Source organism: Micromonospora sp. C51 (assembly GCF_018070435.1).
GTDB lineage: Bacteria > Actinomycetota > Actinomycetes > Mycobacteriales > Micromonosporaceae > Micromonospora > Micromonospora sediminimaris.
Map to the genome: position 1 here is coordinate 194,420 of NZ_JAGPXQ010000006.1, position 20,747 is coordinate 215,166.

The 20,747-nt window shown below is 72.5% G+C and carries 21 protein-coding genes; 11 read left to right on the forward strand and 10 right to left on the reverse strand.

Annotated elements, in window-relative coordinates; genetic code table 11:
• Window positions 1-2 precede the first annotated feature (2 nt).
• Together KBX50_RS10445 and KBX50_RS10450 are read right to left on the reverse strand one after the other, a co-directional pair.
• On the reverse strand, window positions 3-1,601 hold the full coding sequence (locus KBX50_RS10445; RefSeq protein WP_210936579.1) for an alpha/beta hydrolase: 1,599 nt from the start codon (window positions 1,599-1,601) through the stop codon (window positions 3-5).
• Window positions 1,598-1,897: a type VII secretion target gene (locus KBX50_RS10450; RefSeq protein WP_210936581.1), complete on the reverse strand. Its 300-nt coding sequence runs from the start codon at window positions 1,895-1,897 to the stop codon at window positions 1,598-1,600. The genes KBX50_RS10445 and KBX50_RS10450 overlap by 4 nt, the downstream gene beginning before the upstream one ends.
• A gap of 192 nt (window positions 1,898-2,089) precedes the next feature.
• Between KBX50_RS10450 and KBX50_RS10455 the strand changes: the two genes are divergently transcribed.
• From KBX50_RS10455 to KBX50_RS10500, 10 genes are all read left to right on the forward strand, one after another.
• Window positions 2,090-3,559: an NAD(P)H-hydrate dehydratase gene (locus KBX50_RS10455; RefSeq protein ID WP_210936584.1), complete on the forward strand. Its 1,470-nt coding sequence runs from the start codon at window positions 2,090-2,092 to the stop codon at window positions 3,557-3,559.
• A 41-nt stretch (window positions 3,560-3,600) separates the two neighbouring features.
• Window positions 3,601-4,719, forward strand: a complete 1,119-nt coding sequence (gene alr / locus KBX50_RS10460; protein ID WP_210936586.1) for an alanine racemase — start codon at window positions 3,601-3,603, stop codon at window positions 4,717-4,719.
• Entirely contained in the window at window positions 4,716-5,819 is a 1,104-nt protein-coding gene (locus KBX50_RS10465) for an alpha/beta fold hydrolase (protein ID WP_210936588.1), read from the forward strand. The genes alr and KBX50_RS10465 overlap by 4 nt, the downstream gene beginning before the upstream one ends.
• On the forward strand, window positions 5,816-6,295 hold the full coding sequence (gene tsaE, locus KBX50_RS10470) for a tRNA (adenosine(37)-N6)-threonylcarbamoyltransferase complex ATPase subunit type 1 TsaE (protein WP_307870903.1): 480 nt from the start codon (window positions 5,816-5,818) through the stop codon (window positions 6,293-6,295). The genes KBX50_RS10465 and tsaE overlap by 4 nt, the downstream gene beginning before the upstream one ends.
• 81 nt (window positions 6,296-6,376) lie before the next feature.
• Window positions 6,377-7,078, forward strand: coding sequence for a uracil-DNA glycosylase (gene ung / locus KBX50_RS10475; protein WP_210936590.1), 702 nt, complete (start codon window positions 6,377-6,379; stop codon window positions 7,076-7,078).
• Between the two features lie 302 nt (window positions 7,079-7,380).
• Window positions 7,381-8,541 carry a glycoside hydrolase family 11 protein gene (locus KBX50_RS10480; RefSeq protein WP_210936592.1) on the forward strand — a complete coding sequence of 387 codons (1,161 nt, stop codon included), beginning with the start codon at window positions 7,381-7,383 and terminating at the stop codon, window positions 8,539-8,541.
• Window positions 8,542-8,712: 171 nt separating this feature from the next.
• Window positions 8,713-9,390 carry a tRNA (adenosine(37)-N6)-threonylcarbamoyltransferase complex dimerization subunit type 1 TsaB gene (gene tsaB, locus KBX50_RS10485; protein WP_210936595.1) on the forward strand — a complete coding sequence of 226 codons (678 nt, stop codon included), beginning with the start codon at window positions 8,713-8,715 and terminating at the stop codon, window positions 9,388-9,390.
• A 5-nt stretch (window positions 9,391-9,395) separates the two neighbouring features.
• Window positions 9,396-9,839 (forward strand): ribosomal protein S18-alanine N-acetyltransferase, encoded by a 444-nt coding sequence (gene rimI, locus KBX50_RS10490; RefSeq protein WP_210936672.1) that lies wholly within the window; start codon window positions 9,396-9,398, stop codon window positions 9,837-9,839.
• Between the two features lie 7 nt (window positions 9,840-9,846).
• Complete coding sequence (tsaD, locus tag KBX50_RS10495; protein ID WP_210936597.1) at window positions 9,847-10,893, forward strand: tRNA (adenosine(37)-N6)-threonylcarbamoyltransferase complex transferase subunit TsaD; 1,047 nt, start codon at window positions 9,847-9,849, stop codon at window positions 10,891-10,893.
• A gap of 13 nt (window positions 10,894-10,906) precedes the next feature.
• Window positions 10,907-11,161: a hypothetical protein gene (locus KBX50_RS10500; RefSeq protein WP_210936599.1), complete on the forward strand. Its 255-nt coding sequence runs from the start codon at window positions 10,907-10,909 to the stop codon at window positions 11,159-11,161.
• Window positions 11,162-11,209: 48 nt separating this feature from the next.
• On the opposite strand, the gene KBX50_RS10505 is transcribed toward KBX50_RS10500, so the two are convergent.
• From KBX50_RS10505 to ybaK, 7 genes are all read right to left on the reverse strand, one after another.
• A complete protein-coding gene (locus KBX50_RS10505; protein WP_210936601.1) occupies window positions 11,210-12,883 on the reverse strand; it encodes a copper resistance protein CopC in 1,674 nt (557 codons plus the stop codon).
• Between the two features lie 18 nt (window positions 12,884-12,901).
• The gene (locus KBX50_RS10510; protein ID WP_093404904.1) at window positions 12,902-13,639 is read right to left on the reverse strand and encodes a DUF4142 domain-containing protein; all 738 of its coding nucleotides are present in this window, start codon (window positions 13,637-13,639) and stop codon (window positions 12,902-12,904) included.
• A gap of 143 nt (window positions 13,640-13,782) precedes the next feature.
• A complete protein-coding gene (locus KBX50_RS10515) occupies window positions 13,783-14,964 on the reverse strand; it encodes an ROK family transcriptional regulator (protein WP_093404906.1) in 1,182 nt (393 codons plus the stop codon).
• 28 nt (window positions 14,965-14,992) lie between these two features.
• The gene (locus KBX50_RS10520; protein WP_210936603.1) at window positions 14,993-16,252 is read right to left on the reverse strand and encodes a sugar ABC transporter permease; all 1,260 of its coding nucleotides are present in this window, start codon (window positions 16,250-16,252) and stop codon (window positions 14,993-14,995) included.
• Window positions 16,249-17,067, reverse strand: coding sequence for an ATP-binding cassette domain-containing protein (locus KBX50_RS10525; protein WP_210936605.1), 819 nt, complete (start codon window positions 17,065-17,067; stop codon window positions 16,249-16,251). The genes KBX50_RS10520 and KBX50_RS10525 overlap by 4 nt, the downstream gene beginning before the upstream one ends.
• Window positions 17,068-17,171: 104 nt before the next feature.
• Window positions 17,172-18,266, reverse strand: coding sequence for a sugar ABC transporter substrate-binding protein (locus KBX50_RS10530; protein WP_210936607.1), 1,095 nt, complete (start codon window positions 18,264-18,266; stop codon window positions 17,172-17,174).
• A gap of 212 nt (window positions 18,267-18,478) precedes the next feature.
• The gene (ybaK, locus tag KBX50_RS10535) at window positions 18,479-18,958 is read right to left on the reverse strand and encodes a Cys-tRNA(Pro) deacylase (protein WP_210936609.1); all 480 of its coding nucleotides are present in this window, start codon (window positions 18,956-18,958) and stop codon (window positions 18,479-18,481) included.
• Window positions 18,959-19,143: 185 nt separating this feature from the next.
• Between ybaK and KBX50_RS10540 the strand changes: the two genes are divergently transcribed.
• Window positions 19,144-20,328 carry a methyltransferase domain-containing protein gene (locus KBX50_RS10540; protein WP_210936612.1) on the forward strand — a complete coding sequence of 395 codons (1,185 nt, stop codon included), beginning with the start codon at window positions 19,144-19,146 and terminating at the stop codon, window positions 20,326-20,328.
• A 213-nt stretch (window positions 20,329-20,541) separates the two neighbouring features.
• Here KBX50_RS10540 and KBX50_RS10545 read toward each other — a convergent pair whose 3' ends face one another.
• Window positions 20,542-20,733, reverse strand: coding sequence for a DUF397 domain-containing protein (locus tag KBX50_RS10545; RefSeq protein ID WP_210936614.1), 192 nt, complete (start codon window positions 20,731-20,733; stop codon window positions 20,542-20,544).
• Between the last annotated feature and the right edge of the window lie 14 nt (window positions 20,734-20,747).

Sequence of the window (20,747 nt, forward strand, 5' to 3'; positions counted from 1 at the left end):
CTTCAGCGCCCCAGCATCACCCGCGCCATGCCGTCCAGCGCCGGATTGTCCGGATGCCAGTAGCCGGTGTGGCCGTACCGGCCGCTGGGGAACGTCCGGGCGCCGAAGCTCGGCTCGGCCGGGTCGCGCCCGAACCACAGTTCGTCGCTCGGCCCGGCCAGCCAGCTGGCGATGGTGCCGACCGGCGAGGCACCGAGCGCCGCCCGCAGGGCCAATTCGTCCGGTGGGCGGGTCAGTCGGATCACGTCGTCCGGTGCGGTGCTCGCCCACACCTGCCCGGGTGGCAACCCCAGGTCGGCCGCGTGCGTCACGCCGACCCCGGGTGAGCCGACGAAGACCAGTGCGTCGGCGGCGAGGCCATGGTCGCGAGCCGCGCTGCCCACCACCAGCGACCCGTAGCTGTGCCCGAGCACGGTCTGCCGGGCCGGCGGGCCGTCGTGGGTGGCCCGGAGACCCTCCTGGAACCGGTGCAGCGCCTCCCCGGCCGCGCGGGCCTGCCCGTCCCAGGCCGCCTCGTGCAGGAAATCCGGGGCGTCGTAATCCAGCCAGAGCACCGCCGAGGTCTGCGCCGCCGGTGCCAGCTCGGCACCCCGGGCCAGCACCCGTGCCGCCCGGCCCAACTCGCCGGTGGCGTCGTCGAGCCCGGCGGTCATCCCGGGGACGTAGGTGAGCACATCGGAGGCTCGGTCCGGGTTGCCCAGCGCCACCACCGCCCGCCCCTCGCCACCGACGTCCAGGCCCAGCAGGTACGCCCGTGGCTGCTCGGCGGACTCCAGCCGGGCGACGAGTGCGTCCAGCCCGGACAGCGCGGCCTCGACGTCCCGCAGCCCGGCCACTTCCAGCGGGCCGCGCGGCACCCGGGCCAGCAACTGCTCCCACCGTTCGACAAGTGCCGCTCGCCGGGCCGCGAGCAGCATCCGGTTGGCCTGGTCGCGGGCATCGGCCGGCACCCCGTCGAGGCGCCCGGTCTGCTCCGGCTCGTGCACCACCAACCAGCGGCGCTCGGCCGGGCTGAGCCCGGCCCACCAGCGTCGCACCAGAGCCGGCTCGGCGTTCGGCGGTGGCCGGTACGCCGGGGGCCGGGCCGTCCAGCCGGTACCGGCGGCCTCGGTCAGCCGCACCAGGCGCGTCGTGGCCTCCGCGTCGGCCGTGGCGGCCAGGTCGAGGGCTTCCCGCAGGGCCGTGACCACCTGGGCCACCGTCGCGCCGGTGCGGTCGGACGGCAGCCGAGTGGGATCGGGGCGTACGCCACCCCGGCGGTCGATCAGCACACCGCTGGCGGCGGCCAACGTCACGGCCGCCGCCAGCCGAGCCCGGGCGGCCACCAGCCGGGTGGCGAACTCGGCGAGCACCTGATCGGTCTCGATCGCGGCCGGCACCAGCGCGACCAGCTCGTCGCGCAGACCGGTCAACCGGGCACCGGCCGACTCGGCGGCACTGCCGGACCAGCCGGTGCGCAGGGCGGCGCTGCCGTCGGCGAGCTCACCGGCCCGCCGTTCGGCCACCCCGGCCAGGCTCGCCCAGGCCGATCCGGTGGCCCGCCACGCCGCCGGGTCGACCATGGAGAGCCGGGCGTAACCGACAGACCCCGGTGCGCTCATCGGGGCAGGTCGGAGAGTCGGGCGGCGGCCCTGGCGTCCACCGACTCGTACGCCCCGGCGGCGGCGCGCACCCCGTCGCCGGTCTCCGCGACCCGGGCACCGAGCCGGCCGGACCAGGCGTGCACGGCCGCCTCCAGGCCGGCGAGCGCCCCGGCCGTCGACCATTCCCCCCGGGTCGGTGCGGCCAGCCCTCGCCCGCCGGCCAACCCGTGCGCCAGCCGGTAGCCGGTGTCACCCAGCGACCGCCCGACCCGGTGCAGCAGTTCCGGCCGTACGGCCAGCTTCCCCTCGGCCATCGTTCCTCCCGCCTGGCGTCAGCACGACGCAGACGCTAGGCGCTGGTGGGACCGGTGGCCGTGCCCTGTGGACAGCCGGCGGTGGGCGTACCTCCGGTTTGTCCACAGGTGTTGCCGGGCCCGCCGCCGACAGCTATCTTGCCGCCGCCACGCCGGTAGGGTTGGCCGGGTGATCGGGAAACGGGGTGTGGCATGAGACCGGTCTGGCGGGTCGCGGACGTACGCGCGGCGGAGGCCGCGCTGATGGCCACGGTGCCGCCCGGCACACTGATGCAACGCGCCGCCGCCGGGCTGGCCCGCCGCTGCGCGCTGCTGCTCGCCGAGCGGGGCGGGGTGTACGCCGCGCCGGTGCTGCTGCTCGTCGGCTCCGGTGACAACGGCGGTGACACCCTGTACGCGGGTGCCCGGCTGGCCCGGCGCGGCGCCGCCGTGTCGGCGTTGCTGCTCACCCCGGATCGGGTGCACGGCGAAGGGCTGGCCGCGCTGCGTGCCGCCGGGGGACGGATCGTGTCGCGACCGCCGGCCGTGGTCGACGTGGTGCTCGACGGGATCGTCGGCATCGGCGGTCGCGGTGGCCTGCGGGAGACCGCCGAGCAGTTGGCGGCGAGTCTGCTGCGGCACCGGGGACGGGACGGCGAGCGGGCGACGGTCGTGGCGGTGGACGTGCCCAGTGGCGTCGCGGTGGACACCGGGGCGGTGCCGTTGACGCCGTCCGGCCGTCCGAACGCGGTGCGCGCCGACGTGACGGTGGCCTTCGGCGCGCTGAAGCCGGCCCTGGCGGTCGGTCCCGCCGCCGCGTTGGCCGGCGAGGTGGAACTGGTCGACATCGGGTTGGTGCCGTGGCTACGCGGCAGCCCCGCGCTGCACCTTGTGGAGTGGTCGGACGTGGCCGACTGGTACCCGAGGCTCGGCTCCAGCTCGGAGAAGTACACCCGCGGGGTGGTCGGGGTGGCCACCGGCTCCGCGACGTACCCGGGTGCGGCGGTGCTCTCCGTCGGCGGCGCGCTGGCCGGCCCGACCGGCCTGGTCCGTTACGCCGGGGGTGCCCGCGACGAGGTGGTCCGCCAGCATCCCTCGGTGATCGCCACCGGCCGGGTCTCCGACGCCGGCCGGGTACAGGCGTGGGTGTGCGGGTCGGGGCTGGGCACCGACGAGCGGGCGGCCACCGAGCTACGGACCGTGCTCGCCGCCCCGGTGCCGGTGGTGCTGGACGCCGACGCGTTGACCCTGCTGGTCGACGGTTCCCTCGCCGACCAGCTGCGCGGACGGGATGCGCCGATCGTGGTCACCCCGCACGATCGGGAGTTCACCCGGCTCTGCGGGGAGGAGCCGGGCGCGGACCGGATCGCCGCCACGCTTCGACTGGCCGCCTGGATGAACGCGGTGGTGCTGCTCAAGGGGGATCGCACGGTGGTCGGCACGCCGGACGGGCGGGCGTACGTCAATCCGACCGGCACCCCCGCGTTGGCCACCGGTGGCACCGGCGATGTGCTTGCCGGACTGCTCGGTTCGTTGCTCGCGGCCGGGCTGCCGGCCGAGCGGGCCGCCGCGGCGGCGGCGTACCTGCACGGGCTGGCCGGCCGGGAAGCGGCCCGCAGCGGCCCGGTGACCGCGCCGGACGTCGCCGTCGCGCTGCGTCCCGTGCTGGCCCGTCTGCCCTGAGTACCCGCCGGGTTGATCAGCCCGGAAAGTAGGGTGGGGGCATGTGGCAGGCCGAGGTACGTGTCGACCTAGACGCGATCCGGGATAACGTGGACCGGCTGCGCGCCGGCACCAGCGCGGAACTGATGGCGGTGGTGAAGGGCGACGGCTACGGCCACGGCATGGTCCCGGCCGCCCGGGCCGCGCTCGACGCCGGGGCGGACTGGCTCGGCGTCTGCACGCTGGACGAGGCGCTGACGCTGCGCGCGGCCGGCATCGACGTCCCGGTGCTGGCCTGGCTGCTCGCCCCGGGGCTACCGCTGCACACCGGTGTGACCGCCGGCGTCGACCTGGGAGTGGCCAGCCTGCCGCAGCTCGACGAGATGCTGGCGGCGAGCCGGACGGCCGGGCAGCCCGCCCGACTGCACCTGAAGATCGACACCGGGCTGGCCCGGGGCGGCGCGACGGTCGCCGACTGGCCGGCTCTGCTCGACGCCGCCGCCAAGGCACAGGCCGACGGGCTGATCGAGGTGGTGGGGGTGTGGAGCCACTTCGTCTACGCGGACCTGCCCGGTCACCCGACCACGGACCGGCAGGTAGCGGTCTTCCACGAGGGGCTGGCCATGGTCGAGCGGGCCGGGCTCCGCCCGCGTTACCGGCACCTGGCCAACTCGGCGGCCACGCTGACCCGGCCGGACACCCACTTCGACCTGGTCCGTCCGGGGCTCGCCGTCTACGGCCTCTCCCCGGTGGCGGGCGAGACGTACGGGCTGCGTCCGGCGATGACCGCCCGCGCCCGGGTGATGCTGACCAAGCGGGTGCCGGCCGGTGCGGGCGTCTCCTACGGCCACACCTACACGACCGAACGCGAGGCCAACCTGGCCGTGGTGCCGCTCGGCTACGCCGACGGGGTGCCCCGGCACGCCTCGAACTGCGGACCGGTGCAGCTCGGCGGGGTCCGCCGGACCATTTCGGGTCGGGTCTGCATGGACCAGTTCGTGCTCGACTGCGGCGACGACCCGGTGGCCGCCGGCGACGTGGCGACCCTGTTCGGCAGCGGGTCCGACGGTGAGCCCACGGCCGACGACTGGGCCGAGGCGGTCGGCACCATCAACTACGAGATCGTCACCCGGTTCGGCAGCACCCGGGTCCCGCGCGTCTACGACGGCGATCGGACATGACCGGTTGGCAGATCCCGCGGCCCCGGACCACCGCCGGAAAGGCCGCGGGTCTGGTCGGTGCGGCGTTGGGGGTGGCCGCCGCCGGGCTGGCCGCCGGGGTCGCCACGGAACGCGCCCTGGTCCGCCGGTTGAAGTCGGACCCCACCGACCCGTACGCCGACGAGGTCTTCGGTGACCAGCGGTACGACGAGGCGTACCGGCTGGAGATGCCCGACGGCACCGACATCCACGTCGAGGTGGTCGAGCCGACCCGCCCGGTCGAGGGCAACCCGACCGTGCTGCTGGTGCACGGCTTCTGCCTGGACATGGGCACCTTCCACTTCCAGCGCAAACTGCTCGCCGAGCGGGGTGAGCACCGGATCGTCGCGTACGACCAACCGGGGCATGGCCAGTCGGGGCGGCTGGAGACCGGCGAGTACGACCTGACCGCGCTCGGTCGTACGCTGCGCCGGGTGATCGACGAGGCGGCCCCGGAAGGGCCACTGGTGCTCGTCGGTCACTCGATGGGTGGCATGACCATCATGGCCCTGGCCGAGCTGTACCCGGAGATGTTCGGCGACCGGGTGGTGGGGACCGTGCTGATGGCCACGTCGGGCGGGCTGCTGGCGGAGACGAAACTGGTCGCGCCCGCCCTGCTCGGCCGGGTGGGTGCGCCGGTGCTCTACATGGCGGGCAACGTCACCCGGTACGGCGGGGCGGTCATCGACCGGGCCCGCCGCTCGACGACGAACGTGGCCTGGTTGCTGACCCGCAGGTACGGGTTCGGCACCCGTCAGCCGAGCCCCGCCCTGGTCTCGTACGTGGAGGAGATGAACTCCCGCACCTCCGCCGACACGGTGACCCGGTACCTACGTACCCTGGCGACCCACTCGCGGTTCCCGGCGCTGGCCGCGTTGGCCGGCACGCCAGTGCTGGTGATCGTGGGAGACAAGGACATGATCACACCGTTGACCCACTCGGAGGAGATCGTCCGGCGGCTGCCGCACGCGGAGTTCGTCAGGATCCCCGACAGCGGTCACGTGGTGATGCTGGAGCACGCCGACGAGGTCAACGCCGCGGTGCTCCGCTTCCTCGACACCTGTGGGCGGGACGACTCGTGACCGAGGTGGTGCTGCCGACGGTCGCGGACACGTACGCCTTCGGACGGCGGCTGGCCGGGCTGCTGCGCGCCGGCGATCTGGTGCTGCTCACCGGCCCGCTGGGTGCCGGCAAGACCGCGCTGACCCGGGGGATCGGCGCCGGCCTGGGAGTGCTCGGTGACATCACCTCCCCGACGTTCGTGATCGCCCGGGTGCACCGCCCGGACCCGACGAGCGGGCGAGGTGTGTCGCTGGTGCACGCCGACGCGTACCGGTTGGGTGACGCGGGCGACCCCCGGGCCGAGATCGACGACCTCGACCTGGACGCTTCGGTCGACGACTCGGTGACCGTGGTCGAGTGGGGCGAAGGACTGGTCGAGCAACTGGCCGACGCGCACCTGCGGATCCGCCTGCACCGGCACGACGACGACACCCGCACGGCGGAGCTGGAGCCGGTCGGTGGCGACTGGGCGGAGCGCCTCGCCGCCCTGGGCTGAGCGCTGTCGTACCCGGTATCTACAGTGCCCGCAGACATTCCGACAGTGCCGCCCGCACTTCCGACCGGTGAGAGGTTGCCGATGCCCGACGACACCCCCGCTCTCGACCTGCTGGCGCTGCTCCCCGACGAATGGCGGGCGGTGCTGGCCCCCCATCTCGACCCGGCCCGGGTGTCCGCGTTGGCCGAGTTCGTCGCCGCCGAGTACGCCGCCGGCCCGGTCTTCCCACCGGTCGAGGATCTGTTCTCGGCCTATCGGCTCTGCGCACCGTCGGCCTGTCGGGTGTTGATCCTCGGGCAGGATCCCTACCACCGCGTCGGCCAGGCCCACGGGCTCAGCTTCAGCGTGCGCGAGGGGGTGTCGGTGCCGCCGTCGCTGCGCAACGTCTTCAAGGAGTTGGGGGAGGATCTGGGCGTGCCGAAGCCGCGCAGCGGCAACCTCGACGGCTGGGCGGCGCAGGGTGTGCTGCTGCTCAACTCGGTGCTGACCGTGCGCCAGGGCACTCCCGGCTCGCACGCCAACCGGGGCTGGGAGGAGTTCACCGACGCGACCATCCGGGCACTCGACGCGCTGGAGTCCCGGGTGGTCTTTCTCCTGTGGGGCGGGTACGCGCGCAAGAAGGCGGCGCTCGTCGGCAACCCGCAGCACGTGGTGCTGGAGGCGGGCCATCCGAGCCCGATGAATCCGCGTGGTTTCCTCGGCAGCCGGCCGTTCAGCGCCGCCAACAAGGCCCTCGCCGACGCCGGCCTGTCCACCATCGACTGGGAACGCTCGGCCGGCTGAGCCGCCGCACGGCTCCCCCCACGTCGTCCGCACGTACCAGGTGTCGGTATCCGCCTGGTTGGTCGGTGGGGCCGGTCGGACGAGGGTTCTTGACTGACGTCGCAGGTGCGATAACGATATCAAAATATCGATGTCGGCTTACGTCTTCAGTCTGGGGGGTCAGCGACGACGCGAAGCAGCAGCGGAGCACCCACCCAACCGACAGTTCGGCAATTCGTACAACCATGGCGACATCGACGTGCGGCGACCGTCCCCTCGACCGCACGCACCCCCGCCGCCTTTCGAAGGAGAAGCACACCACCATGAACGAACTCCCCACACACCGCAAGAGTCGCCGACGCGGCCGCATCAGGATGCTGGCTGCGGCCGCCTGCGCCGCAGTGTTGGCCACCACCGGCACCGTCGCGATCTCGGCCAGCCCCGCCCAGGCCGAGGCCGACCGGCAGGTCTGCTCGAACACGGAAGGCACCCACAACGGGTTCTTCTTCTCGTTCTGGAAGGACAGCGGCGACGCCTGCATGGTGTTGCGCGAGAACGGCCGCTACACCAGTTCGTGGAGCAGGAGCACCAACAACTGGGTCGGTGGCAAGGGCTGGAACCCGGGAACCCGTCGCACGATCAGCTACTCGGGTAGCTACAACCCGGGTAACAACAACAGCTACCTCGCCCTGTACGGCTGGACCCGTAACCCGCTCGTCGAGTACTACATCGTGGAGAACTTCGGCAGCTACAACCCGAGCAGCGGGGCCACCCGGCTGGGCAGCGTCACCACCGACGGTGGCACCTACGACATCCTGCGCAGCCAGCGGGTCAACCAGCCCTCGATCGACGGCACCCAGACGTTCTACCAGTACTGGAGCGTCCGGCAGCAGAAGCGCAGCAGTGGCACCATCACCACCGCGAACCACTTCGACGCCTGGGCCCGGGTCGGTCTGAACCTCGGCAACCACTACTACCAGATCATGGCCACCGAGGGTTACCAGAGCCAGGGAAGCTCGGACATCACCCTCTCGGAAGGCGGCACCCCTGGCCCCGGCCCGACCAACCCGCCCAACCCGACCACCCCGCCGCCCAGTGGCGGGTCCGGCCAGATGATCGTCGGTCAGCAGTCCGGCCGGTGCCTGGACGTGCCGAACTCCAGCACGAGCAACGGCACCCAGATCCAGTTGTATGACTGCCACGGTGGCTCGAACCAGCGGTTCACCCACACCTCGGGCAGGCAGCTCACGGTGAACGGCAAGTGCCTGGACGTGCCGAACTCCAGCACGAGCAACGGCACCCGGATCCAGTTGTATGACTGCCACAGCGGCGCGAACCAGCAGTGGAACATCAACTCCAACGGCACGATCACCGGAGTGCAGTCCGGGTTGTGCCTCGACGCCGGTGGCAGCGGTAACGGGGCGATGATCCAGCTGTACAGCTGCTGGGGTGGAGCAAACCAGCAGTGGAGCCGTCGCAACTGATCCGTCGCAACTGATCCGTCGCTTAGGGGCCAGGCGCTCACCGGCCTGGCCCCTAAGCTCCTTGAGAAGCACAGCAGTATTGAACCTTGATCGCGCGCGAGCGCTACGACCCGCCGGCGATGGCGGGCGGGCGTTCAAGGGCCGGAGGCGATGCGGCTAGGCTGGGTCATTGTGCTCGTACTGGTGGTGGACAGCTCGACCCCGGCGGTGACCGCGGCGCTGGTCGAGGTCACCGCGAGTGGCGTCACGACCCGGGCGCACCGGTGCACCGTCGACGCTCGGGCGCACGGCGAACTGCTCGCCCCGCAGGTCGACGCGGTGCTCGCCGACGTCACCGCCCGTCCGGCCGACCTGCACGCGATCGTCGCCGGGGTCGGCCCCGGGCCGTTCACCGGGCTGCGGGTGGGGCTGGTCACCGCCGCCACCATGTCACAGGTGCTCGACATTCCCGCGTACGGTGTCTGCTCGCTGGACGCCATCGGCCACCCGGCGGCTGCCGGCGAGCCGGTGCTGGCGGCGAGCGACGCGCGGCGTCGGGAGATCTACTGGGCGGTCTACGACGGCGCGGGTGAACGGCTGGTCGGGCCGGAGGTCGGCGCTCCGGCGGTGGCCGCCGATCGGGCCCGGGAACTGGGCGCGACCGCAGCCGTCGGTGACGGTGCCCACCGCTACGCCGAGGTGCTGGGCCTGCCGCTGCGGGCCGAACCGCGCTATCCGGACGCGGGTGCGCTGGCCGGCCTGGCCGCCGAACGGATCCGGGCCGGCGCGAGCGGTGACCCGCTCACCCCGCTCTACCTGCGCCGACCCGACGCGGTGGCCGCCACCGCGCGCAAGCCGGTGCTGCCGTGAGCCGGTTGCGGCCGGCCCGGTTCCGCTGGTGGCACATCGACGAGGTGCTGCCGATCGAAGCGGACCTCTTCGGGGCCGAGCAGTGGTCCGCGGCGATGTTCTGGAACGAGTTGTCCCATGGTCACTTCTACCGGGTGGTCACCGATGACGACGGCGGAGTGCTCGGCTACGCCGGGCTCGCCGTCGCACCGCCCGACGAGGCGTGGGTGCAGAACATCGCGGTCCGGCGGGAGGCGCAGCGCCGGGGCATCGGCAAACTGCTGCTGGAGTCGCTGCTCGCCGAGGCCGGTCGGCTCGGCGTACGCGCCGTGCTGCTGGAGGTCGCCGCCGACAACGCCCCGGCCCAGCGGCTCTATGCGACGTACGGGTTCGAGCCGATCGGCGTGCGGCGCGGCTACTACCAACCGAGCAACACCGACGCGCTGGTGATGCAGCGCACCCAGGACTGAGAGATCCATGGCTGACGAACCACTGATCCTCGGCATCGAGACCTCATGCGACGAGACCGGCGTCGGTGTCGTACGCGGCCACACGTTGCTCGCCGACGCGCTCGCGTCCAGTGTGGACCAGCATGCCCGATTCGGTGGGGTGGTGCCGGAGGTGGCCAGCCGGGCGCACCTGGAGGCCATCGTGCCGACCATGCAGCGGGCACTCACCGAGGCTGGGGTGACGCTCGCCGACGTGGATGCGATCGCGGTCACCGCCGGGCCGGGCCTGGCCGGGGCGCTGCTGGTCGGGGTGGCCGCCGCCAAGGGGTACGCGATCGCCGCGGAGAAACCGGTCTACGGCGTCAACCATCTCGCCGCGCACGTCGCGGTGGACACGCTGGAGCATGGTCCGCTGCCCGAACCGGCGATCGCGCTGCTGGTCTCCGGTGGTCACTCGTCGCTGCTCCTGGTCGACGACCTGGCCCGGGGCGTGACCCCGTTGGGCGCCACCATCGACGATGCGGCCGGCGAGGCGTTCGACAAGGTGGCCCGCCTGCTTGGTCTGCCGTTCCCCGGTGGGCCGTACATCGACCGGGAGGCCCGGGCCGGCGATCCGGCGGCGATCGCCTTCCCGCGTGGCCTGACCGCCGCCAAGGATCTTGTCGCGCACCGCCACGACTTCTCCTTCTCCGGGTTGAAGACCGCGGTGGCGCGGTGGGTGGAGGCTCGCCAACGGGCCGGCGAGCCGGTTCCGGTCGCGGACGTCGCCGCATCCTTCCAGGAGGCGGTCTGCGACGTGCTGGTGAACAAGGCGCTGGACGCCTGCCGTAGCCGGGGCGTGCCGACCCTGGTGATCGGCGGGGGAGTGGCGGCCAACTCACGGTTGCGGGCGATGGCCGAGCAGCGGGCCGCCCGGCACGGCATCCGGGTCCGAGTGCCCCGGCCCGGTTTGTGCACGGACAACGGCGCGATGGTGGCGGCCCTCGGCTCGCACCTGGTCGCCTCGGGTGTCGCGCCCAGCCGGCTCGATCTGCCCGCGGATTCGGCCATGCCGCTGACCACGGTCAGCGTCTGAGGAGGACGGCGACGTGATCGTACGGATGTGGGAGGCGCGGGCGGAGCCGTACGCGCTCGCCGACCTGATCACCTGGGTCTGCGACAGCGCGCTGCCCGAGTTCGAGCACGACCCGCTGCACGTGTCCAGCGAGGTCTTCTCCTCCACCGACCACCGGGTCGTGGTGATCTCCAAATGGCGCAGCAGCCCGCAGCCGCTGCCCGACCCGCCGGTGATGCTGCTCGCCCGGCAGCCGCACTCCTGGGACTTCACCCAGGTCGACCGCTGACGCGACCCGGGCCGGCCGCTGGTTCGACGGCGGCGTGGAGCGCGCCGATCAGCGAATCGTCACCGTGGTGGTGGCGGTGGAACGGTCGATCTCGCTGGTCCGGGCGCTGACCCGCAACGTCCAGTCACCGGCGACCGGGAAGTGGATCTCGGCGCTGCCGTGGTGCGGTTCCAGTGCGAAGACGTCGACGGTGATCGGCTCGATGCCGGCCTCCGGTAGGGCGGCGGTGACCGTCCACTCCGCCACCGGCAACTCCTTCGCCTGCGGCGTGTAGACGTACGCGTGCAGGCTGTTCGTGGTGCCGGCGACCGCTGGGTAGATGTCGAACTGCAAGGTGAACAGGTCGGTGGTGAGCGACTGCGCGACGCCCTCCCGGGTCACCCCGTCGGCCGCCGTACCGACGGAACGGCCCGGCGGTGTCTGCACCAGCACCGCCGTCAGCGCCAGCACCACCGCCGTCACGGCGAGTTCCACGCCGGCCGCCCGAGCGATCCAGCGGGGCCGGGCCGCCGCGACCCGCCGCCTGATCAACCGGCGTTGCCCGGCCGCCACCGCCAGCACCCCGGCCAGCAGTGCCGCCTTGGCCAGCAGCAGGCGACCGTAGGTGCTGCCCCACAGGGCCGAGGGGCGGCCGATTTCGATCACGGCCTGTCCGAGACCGGCGGCGACCAGCCAGGCCACCGCGAGGGTGGCCAGCCGGGACCAGGCCGGCAGGATCCGGGCGAGCACCCTCTCGTGCGTGCCTCGGAGCAGGAACACGGTCAGCGCGAACAGTCCACCCAACCAGGCGGTCACCCCTGCGACGTGCAGGGTGCCCAGCGCGATGCTCACCGGCGGCAACGGCGAGGCGACCGGATGCCCGGCCAGTGGCCAGGTGACGAACCCGGCCAGGCCGAGCGCCGCCAGTGCCCCACCGCGTACCCGGCTGGCGACGCCCCGACCGGTCGACGAGCGCTCACCAGCGCCCCGCAGCACCGCCGGCAGCAGGACCGCCGCCAAGCCGACCAGCGCCAGCCGGGCGGCCAGCACCACTCCGACGTCGCTGTCCGCCACGGCCCGCAGGTCGGCCGGGGAGAGCTGACCGACCGGCGCACCGACCACCTGGGCCGCCTGCCCGACCCAGGTGCCGAGCGTGCCGGCGGCGACCAGACCGAGCCCGCACAGCGCGGTGGCCGTGGCAGCCCGACGGGAGCGACGGCGGGGCCACATGGTGGCCACGAGCAGCGGCGGGCCGACCGCCAGGAGCAGCCCGAGATACCCGAGGTACTTGGCGGCCGGTACCAGCACCCCGGCCGGTGACTCGGACTCCGCCAGGGCCGGCTCGGGCGGGGTCGCCGACGGTGCCCCGGCGGCGAAGGTGAAGCTGCCCGCGACCGGGTGACTGTCGGCCGAGATGACGCGGTAGCTGACCAGGTAGGTGCCGAGTGGACGATCCGAGGGCCGCAGGGCGATCCGGATGGTCCGGTCCCGGACCTCGGGCTCGCCGACGTTGATCCGCTTGCCGTCGGGGGCGAGGACCTGCACCCGGCCGGGGACCACGGCGATCGTCTCGCTGAAGGTCACCAGCACTTCGCGCGGCGCGTACCCGAGCACCTCGTCGCGCTGCGGGGTGGTAGTGACCACCACGGCGTGCGCCGCCGCTGGGCCGGCGGGGCCCAGGGCGGCGCACAGCGCGGTGAGGATCAGCCCGAGCAGGGCAGCGGCTCGGGTACGAACGGCCATCGAAGCGGGTGGCGGCGGTCAGCTGCGACGGAACATGCGGTACGTGAGGAAGCCGCCGGTGCCGAGGGCACCCAGGAAGATCGCCCAGATGAGCGTGTTGCTGACCCCGATCTGCGGGCCGGTGTTGGCCTGCGCGGCGGCGAGCAGTCCGTCGTTGCCGGGGGCCGGCAGCGCGGCGGGCGGCAGCTCGGCGTACCGGACCAGACCGGTGCTCTCCAGCATCCGCATGTGGTCACCGACGAAGGTGTTGGCCGAGTTGGCCAGGTCCCGGATCACCTCGTTGCGGGTGCTGGCCCGGACCGCGCCGATAACCGGGAAGATCTTGCCGTGGGCGACCCGGAGCCGGGTGACGAAGATCTGGTCGAAGCGGGCGCCGCGGGCGTCCTTCATCTCGGTGAGCCAGCCCTGCTGCTCGGCGGTCGGCGCATTGGGGATGACGGCGCTCAGCTTGTTGGCCGCCTCCACGGTGATCCGGTCGAGCTCCTCGTGCTGCCGGGCGATCTCGGCGCCTACCTCGCGGACCACCTGCGAGCTGCCCTTTTCGGCGGCCATCTGGCCAGCCGGCATCTCCCAGAGCCCGGCCAGCCGCACCCCGTCGAGCAGCGCCTGGTCGGCGGCGGCGAGTTGCTGAGCGGCGGGCGCGGCCAGGGCCACACCGGGCAGAACGACCAGAGCTGCGACGATCGTGGTGAGCAGCACCGCCAAGCGACGGGACCGGTTGCCCTGCCGGCGACGAGCGGAATCCAGCGGTGCCATGTCTGCGACGCCTCCTCGGACGAGAACCGATCGTTGAGCGATGGACGTCCGTACCCCGTCGGCCGTCCGCAACCTGGTACGGATTGTTCGGCCGATCAGTTCATCGGTTGGCGAAACCGGCTCGCGAAATACGGAACTGGAGATCAGTTGACGTCGAGCGGGTCGGCCAGCAGCCGGTCGAAGGCGAGTTCGGCCGCGCCGACCAGGGGAGCGTCCTCACCGAGCTTCGGCGTACGCAACCGGACGTGCTCAAGGCAGGCCGGCAGCCCGTTGGAGTTGAGCCGGCTGCGCACCTGGGCGGCGGCGGCCAGATAGAGGTCGCGCATGGTGCCGCCGAAGATGACCATTTCCGGGTTGAAGATGTTGACCAGGTTGGCGACGCCGAAGCCGAGCCAGTCGCCGGCCTGGCGTACCGCGATCTGGGCCTGGGCGTCGCCGCGGTCGGCGGCGTCGAAGACGGCCAGCATCGCCTCCCGGCCCCGGGCGTCGGAGCGACCGGCGGCCCGGAGCAGCCCGTGCTCGCCGATCTCGGTCTCCCAGCATCCCCGGTTGCCGCACTCGCAGCGGGCCCCGTCGCGGACCACCACCATGTGCCCCACCTCGCCGCTGTAACCGCCGTGCCCGGTCAGCCGCCGGCCTGCGGCGATGATCCCGGCACCGACGCCGACGTCGCCGTAGAGGTAGATGACGTTGTCGCAGCCCGCCGCCGCGCCACGGGCGTGCTCGGCGAAGGCTGCCACGTCGGCCACGTTCCCGACCGTGACCGGCACGTCGACCCCGAGTTCGGTGCCGAGCGCGGTGCCGATCGGCTCGTCCACCCATCCGGTGGTCGGTCCGAGCCGGACCAGGCCGTCGTCGCGGCGGACCATCCCGCAGACCGCCACTCCGGCACCGACGCAGACGGCGTCCTCCGGCATCGCCTGCCGCATCTCCTTGACCGCGCCGGCCAGCAGTGGAGCGGCCTCCGCGGCGGTGAGACCGCGTGGGCGGTCCAGCTCCCGGCGGTCGAGCACCGCGCCGCCGAGCCCGACCCGCGCGGCCCGCAGCCGGTCCACCTCGATGCTGTACGCGTACGCGAAGACCCGGTCCGACTCGGGCCGGACGACAAGCGACGGTCGTCCGGCCCGGCCGGTTTCCTTCGGCGCCCCCTCAGTCACCAGGCCGGCCGCGGCGAGGTCGGCGGTGAGCGCGCCGATTGTGCTCCGGTTCAACCCCAGTGCGGTGGTCAGTTCCGCACGCGTGGTGGCACCGTGCACGTGCACGTAGCGCAACAGGGCACCGAGATTCTGCCGACGAATCTCGTCCTGGCTCGGTCCCACGCGCATCGGTTGTGACTACCTTCGGTGCAGCGGATCAGCGGCTGCCGCTGGCGGCGGCTCGTCGGCGCGACAGCGCGTCGACGCTGGCCGCCAGGAGCAGCACCACGCCGGTGACCACGTACTTGACGCCGGAGCTGTAGCCCATCAGACCCATGCCGTTGTCGATCACCGCGACCACCGCGCCGCCGAGCACCGCGTCCAGCACCCGACCCTTGCCGCCGAAGAGGCTGGTGCCACCGATCACGGCCGCGCCCACGGCGTAGAGCAGCACGTTGCTGCCGCCGGTGTTCGGGTCGACGGAGTTGGCCCGGCTGGCGGCGACGATGCCACCGATGGCGGCCATCGTGGAGCAGATGACGAAGACCGAGATGCGGATCCGGTCCACGTTGATGCCGGCCCGGCGGGCGGCTTCCTTGTTGCCGCCGACCGCGTAGATGTGCCGCCCGTAGCTGGTGCGATGGAGCACGAAGGTCCCGATGATGAGCAGCACGGCGATGATCGGCACCACGATCGGCACGCCCTTGAGCGAGCTGATCAGCACGTTGCGGCTGCGCTCCAGGTTGAGCATGTAGACCGCGAGGCCGAGGATGACAGCCAGCCCGCCGATCCGGGCGAGCACCACCGTCATCGGGTCGGTGACCAGGCCACGTGCGGCGCGGTTGCGGTAGCGCAGCAGCTGGACGGCGGCGTACCCGGCGACGGCCACGGCGGCGAGCGCCCAGCCGAGCAGCGGCGGCAGGTTGCGGTTGGCGATCGCCACCAGCACCGAGTCGCGCACCGAGATGTTGCGGCCTTCCTCCATGAGCAGCAGCACCACGCCCTGGAAGGCCAGGAAGCCGGCCAGGGTGACCACGAAGGACGGAATGCCGATCTTGGCGACCAGGAGGCCGAGGATCGTACCGATCACCATGCCGGTGAGCACGGCGGCGGCCACCGCGACGTACCAGGGATATCCGAGCACGGTGACCACGTTTGCCAGCACCGCCGCGCAGACGCCGCTGGCGAAGCCGGCCGACAGGTCGATCTCACCCAGCAGCAGGACGAAGACCAGGCCCATCGCGATCAGGGTGACCGCCGCGCCCTGAGTGAACAGGTTGGCGAAGTTCCCGGCGCTGAGGAACGAGGGCCGCAGGACCGAGAAGACCGTGCAGAGAACGAGCAGGCCGAGGACGGCGGGCAGGGCGCCGATGTCGCCACCGCGTACCCGTCGCCAGTAGTCGCGGACGTGGCTGCCGACGGACGGTGTCGACGTGACGGCGGCCGGCCCGTCCTGCTTGACGGCGGTGGTGCTCATGAGACGCCTCCCGTGGTGCTGCCGGCCGGCGCCGCGCCGTTGCCGTTGGTGGCCGGGTCGCCGGTGAGTCCGAGCCCGCCGGAGCGACCGGCGGTGATCAGCTCGACCACCTGCGCATGAGTGATGTCGGTGGTCTTCACCTGAGCGACCATCTGGCCGAGGTAGAGCGCGGCGATCCGGTCGGAGACGGCGAAGACGTCGTTCATGTTGTGCGAGATGAGTACGACGGCCAGACCGTTGTCGGCCAGCCGCCGGACCAGTTCGAGCACCTGGGCGGTCTGCGCGACGCCGAGCGCGGCGGTCGGCTCGTCCAGGATCACCAGCTTGCTGTTCCAGAGCACGGCCTTGGCGATCGCCACCGTCTGACGCTGGCCGCCCGAGAGGCTGGAGACTAGCTGGCGCAGCGACTTGACGGTGCGTACGGAGAGCCCGGCGAGGGTGTCGGCCGCCATCTGTTCCATCGTCGGCTCGTCGAGGACGATGCCGCTGCGCTTCTCGCGGCCGAGGAACATGTTCTGCACGATGTCGAGGTTGTCGCAGAGCGCGAGGTCCTGGTAGACGACCTCGATGCCGAGCGCCGCGGCGTCGCGTGGGCTGTGGATGTTCACCGGCCGGCCGTCGAAGACGAACTGTCCGGCGTCGGTCGGGTAGATGCCGCTGATGCACTTGACCAGGGTCGACTTGCCGGCGCCGTTGTCGCCGACGAGCGCGGTGACCTCGCCCGGGTAGGCGGCGAAGGCGACATCGCGTAGAACCTGGACGGGACCGAAACTCTTGTCGATCCCGCGTAGCTCCAGCAGAGGGGTCGCGGACACGGGGTTCTCCTTTGTCACGGAGGGAGATCGGGGCCCGTCCAGCGGCGACACGCCGCCCGGCACGGGGGTTACCGTGCCGGGCGGCGCCGCCTAGGCGGGTGAGGTCAGCTGATGCCCGCTTCGGTGCAGAGCGCGGCGAAGTTGCCGGTGCAGACCTCTTCCTTGGTCACGAAACCGTCGGCGATGACGTCCTTGACGTTCTCCTTGTAGATCGCCTGCGGGGTGAGCAGGACGGCGGGGACGTCACGGTTGCCCTCCGGGTCCTTGACGGTCTGGCCGGTCTCCTTGCGCTCGCCCTTGGCCAGCGCGATGGCCAGCTCGGCGGCGGCGTCGGCCTCCTGCTTGACGGCCTTGTAGACGGTCATGTACTGGTCACCGGCGAGGATGTTCTGCAGGCCCTGCGTGGTGGCGTCCTGGCCGGTCACCGGGACCTTGCCGTTGAGCTTGTTCTTCTTCAGCACCGAGATGGCGGCGTTGCCGAGGCCGTCGTTCGCGGCCAGCACACCGTCGATCTTGCCGCCGGTCTGGGTGAGCATCTGCTCGAAGATCGTGGCGGCCTGGGCGTTGTCCCAGTCCGGCACGGACTGGTCCGGGCCCTTGACGTACTCGTTCGCGTCGAACTTGGGCTTGAGGATCGAGTCGTAGCCGTTCTTGAACAGGGTGGCGTTGTTGTCGGTCGGCGACCCGTTCAGGTACGCCACGACCGGCTTCTCCACCTTCTGGTCGGTCAGGCACTTGACCAGGCCCTCGCCCTGGAGCTTGCCGACGGCCTCGTTGTCGAAGCTGACGTAGTACTCCGCCGAGCCGCCGAGGGTGAGGCGGTCGTAGTCGATGGTGGCGACGCCCTGCGACTTGGCCTTGTCGAGGACGGCCTTGCCGGTGCCGGAGTCCAGGTTCACGATCATCAGCGCGGTGACGCCACTCGTGATCATCTGGTCGGCGATGGTCTGGAACTGGGTCTTGTCACCCTGGGCGTTCTGGATGTCGTACTCGACGCCGGCAGCCTCGAAGGCGGCCTGGAGGAACTTGCGGTCGGCGCCCTCCCAGCGGGCGGAGGACTTGCTGTCCGGCAGGATCACGCCGATCTTCGGGGTCACGTCGGAGCCGGCCTGGTCGCCGCCGGACTCGTCGCCACAGGCCGTCAGGCTGCCGAGGGCCAGCAGGCCCACGGTGCCGACGGCGAGGAAGCCCTTGCGCATGTGCAGGGTCCTTTCGAGGGTGGGGAAGGGTGTCGGTGTTTTTGTTTTGTTGTGTCCGGCAACGTATTCCGCGCCACACGCCAGCACAAGGGTGCGCCGGTCACGAGTTTGTTGTCGGCGGTAACAATTCAGCAACGCCAGCGACACCTCGCCGCCACCGTGCCTGTGGCGACCTTGGTGTCCGGGTCGCCGGTCGGCGGATACGGGCCGGGTCAGGGGCTCGCGAGCGGGGCCAACCGGGCGTCGGTGAGGGCGGCCAGGTCGGCCGGAGCCAGCTCCACCTGGAGCCCCCGGCGGCCGGCCGAGACGTACACCGTCGGATGCTTCAGGGCGGAGACGTCGAGGACCGTGGGCAGGCGTCGCCGCTGGCCCAGCGGGCTGATGCCGCCGCGTACGTACCCGGTGGCCCGCTCGGCCGCCGCCCGCTCGGCAAGCGTGGCCCGCTTGCCGCCCACGGCCGCCGCGAGCGCCTTGAGGTCAAGATCGCCGGTGACCGGCACCACCGCCACCGTCAGTGCCCCGTCGACCTCGGTGACCAGGGTCTTGAAGACCCGCTCCGGCGCCACCGCGAGCGCGACGGCGACCAGCGCGCCATAGTTGGGCTCATCAGGCGAGACGTCGTACGGATGGGTGCGATGGTCGACCTTCCGCTTCGTCAGCAGTGCAGTCGCCGGGGTGCCACGTCCCGCCATGCCCGCCAACGTAATCCCGGGCCGCTGCCCGAGCCAGCGCCTTCTCAGCCGGTGGTTCGGGCAAGTCGCGCCTTCCGTCCGACGTGAGGGCCCAGGATGCCGCAAGTCGCGACCGGCATGCCCGGTGAGAGGCCGGCCTGGGCCTCGGGCGGGGGCAGATGGGGGCGGGGCGCAAGAATAGGCGGGTGGATCTGGAGCAGTTCGCCGCGTTGCGTACGCCTGAGGGGTTGGCCGCGCTCGACACGGCAGCCGGGGTGGCCGGCGGTGATCCGCTGGCCGCGGCGGTGGCGCTGCGCTCTGCCGGGGTGCCCGGCGGGCTCGCGGCGGCGGCGCTGACCCAGGCCGAGCTGCGCCGCCGGGCGACCGGCAAGTTCGGGCCGGCGGCGGCCGGCATGTTCTTCACCCGGCCGGGGCTGGAGCAGGCAACCCGGCGGGTCGTCGCCGACCGGCGGGCCCGGCGGCTGCGCGCCGCTGGGGTGCGCACACTGGCCGACCTGGGCTGCGGGCTGGGCGCCGACGCGCTCGCCGCCGCCCGCGCCGGCATCCGGGTGTACGCGGTGGAGGCGGACCCGCTCACCGCTGCGCTGGCCGAGGCGAACGCCCAGGCCGCCGGGCTGGCCGACCTGGTCACCGTCGAGTGCGGCGACGCGACGGCGTTCGACGTGACCCGGGTCGAGGCGGTCTTCTGCGACCCAGCCCGACGTCGAGCCGGCACCGGTCGCCGGATTTTCGACCCGAACTCGTACTCACCGCCGTGGGACTTCGTGACCGGCCTGGCCGAACGGGTGCCGCGCACGGTGGTGAAGGTCGCGCCGGGGATCGACCACGCGCTGATCCCGCCCGGCGCGGAGGCGGAGTGGGTGAGCGCGGACGGCGACCTGGTCGAGGCGGCCCTCTGGTGCGGCGAACTGGCCGAGTCTCCCCGCCGCGCGACCGTGCTGACCGGCGAGTCGGTGCACCGGCTCGCGGGGTCGGGCACCCGCGAGGCGCCGGTCGGGGCGGTGCGGCGCTTTGTGTACGACCCCGATCCGGCGGTGGTGCGCGCACACCTGATCGCCGAGCTGGCTGCCGACCTGGACGCCACCCTCGCCGACCCGACCATCGCCTACCTCTACGCCGACACGGCCCAGCGCACGCCGTACGCCCGCTGCCTGGAGGTGACCGACGTGCTGCCGTTCTCCCTCAAGCGGCTGCGGGCGCTGCTGCGGGAACGGCGGGTCGGCCGAGTGGAGATCCTCAAGCGCGGCTCCGCGCTGGAGCCCGAGCGGCTCCGGCGCGACCTGCGGCTAAGCGGCAACCAGCCGGTGAGCCTGGTGCTCACCCGGGTCGCCACCGCCCCGACGGTCCTGGTCTGCCGCCCGGTGGCCTGAACCCCGCGCCCCGCTGGTCGGGCCGAGGTTCGGGTCGTCATGTGCAGCCGGCGGGGCGCGGGTTGCGGCATCCTGGGCTGTCAGCTCGGCGGGAGACCGCGTCATGCCGCAACTCGCGCGTCCCCAGCGCGGGAGGGCGCGCGACCGCATGGCGAGCCCAGCCGGGGCGGGGGCCGGGTCGGCGCAAAAGGGGGAGCGCCGGGTCGGGGTTGGTCAGCGGGTGGGGGCGTGGGGGGCGATGAAGGCGCGCCAGGCGGCGGGGGTGAAGGCGAGCGCCGGGCCGGCCGGGTCCTTGCTGTCGCGTACGGCGACCAGGCCGGGCAGGTTGTCGGCGACCTCGACGCAGGCGCCGCCATTCTGATTGCTGCGGGAAGATTTGCGCCAGGCGGCGCGGGGCAGGTCCATGACTTCGCCACTTC

Excerpts from the sequence above, each read along its gene's own strand:
- KBX50_RS10445 (WP_210936579.1), bottom strand. The coding sequence starts at position 1,601 with ATGAGCGCACCGGGGTCTGTCGGTTACGCCCGGCTCTCCATGGTCGAC.
- KBX50_RS10450 (WP_210936581.1), bottom strand. The coding sequence starts at position 1,897 with ATGGCCGAGGGGAAGCTGGCCGTACGGCCGGAACTGCTGCACCGGGTC.
- KBX50_RS10455 (WP_210936584.1), top strand. The coding sequence starts at position 2,090 with ATGAGACCGGTCTGGCGGGTCGCGGACGTACGCGCGGCGGAGGCCGCG.
- alr (WP_210936586.1), top strand. The coding sequence starts at position 3,601 with ATGTGGCAGGCCGAGGTACGTGTCGACCTAGACGCGATCCGGGATAAC.
- KBX50_RS10465 (WP_210936588.1), top strand. The coding sequence starts at position 4,716 with ATGACCGGTTGGCAGATCCCGCGGCCCCGGACCACCGCCGGAAAGGCC.
- ung (WP_210936590.1), top strand. The coding sequence starts at position 6,377 with ATGCCCGACGACACCCCCGCTCTCGACCTGCTGGCGCTGCTCCCCGAC.
- KBX50_RS10480 (WP_210936592.1), top strand. The coding sequence starts at position 7,381 with ATGAACGAACTCCCCACACACCGCAAGAGTCGCCGACGCGGCCGCATC.
- tsaD (WP_210936597.1), top strand. The coding sequence starts at position 9,847 with ATGGCTGACGAACCACTGATCCTCGGCATCGAGACCTCATGCGACGAG.
- KBX50_RS10505 (WP_210936601.1), bottom strand. The coding sequence starts at position 12,883 with ATGGCCGTTCGTACCCGAGCCGCTGCCCTGCTCGGGCTGATCCTCACC.
- KBX50_RS10510 (WP_093404904.1), bottom strand. The coding sequence starts at position 13,639 with ATGGCACCGCTGGATTCCGCTCGTCGCCGGCAGGGCAACCGGTCCCGT.
- KBX50_RS10515 (WP_093404906.1), bottom strand. The coding sequence starts at position 14,964 with ATGCGCGTGGGACCGAGCCAGGACGAGATTCGTCGGCAGAATCTCGGT.
- KBX50_RS10520 (WP_210936603.1), bottom strand. The coding sequence starts at position 16,252 with ATGAGCACCACCGCCGTCAAGCAGGACGGGCCGGCCGCCGTCACGTCG.
- KBX50_RS10530 (WP_210936607.1), bottom strand. The coding sequence starts at position 18,266 with ATGCGCAAGGGCTTCCTCGCCGTCGGCACCGTGGGCCTGCTGGCCCTC.
- ybaK (WP_210936609.1), bottom strand. The coding sequence starts at position 18,958 with ATGGCGGGACGTGGCACCCCGGCGACTGCACTGCTGACGAAGCGGAAG.
- KBX50_RS10545 (WP_210936614.1), bottom strand. The coding sequence starts at position 20,733 with ATGGACCTGCCCCGCGCCGCCTGGCGCAAATCTTCCCGCAGCAATCAG.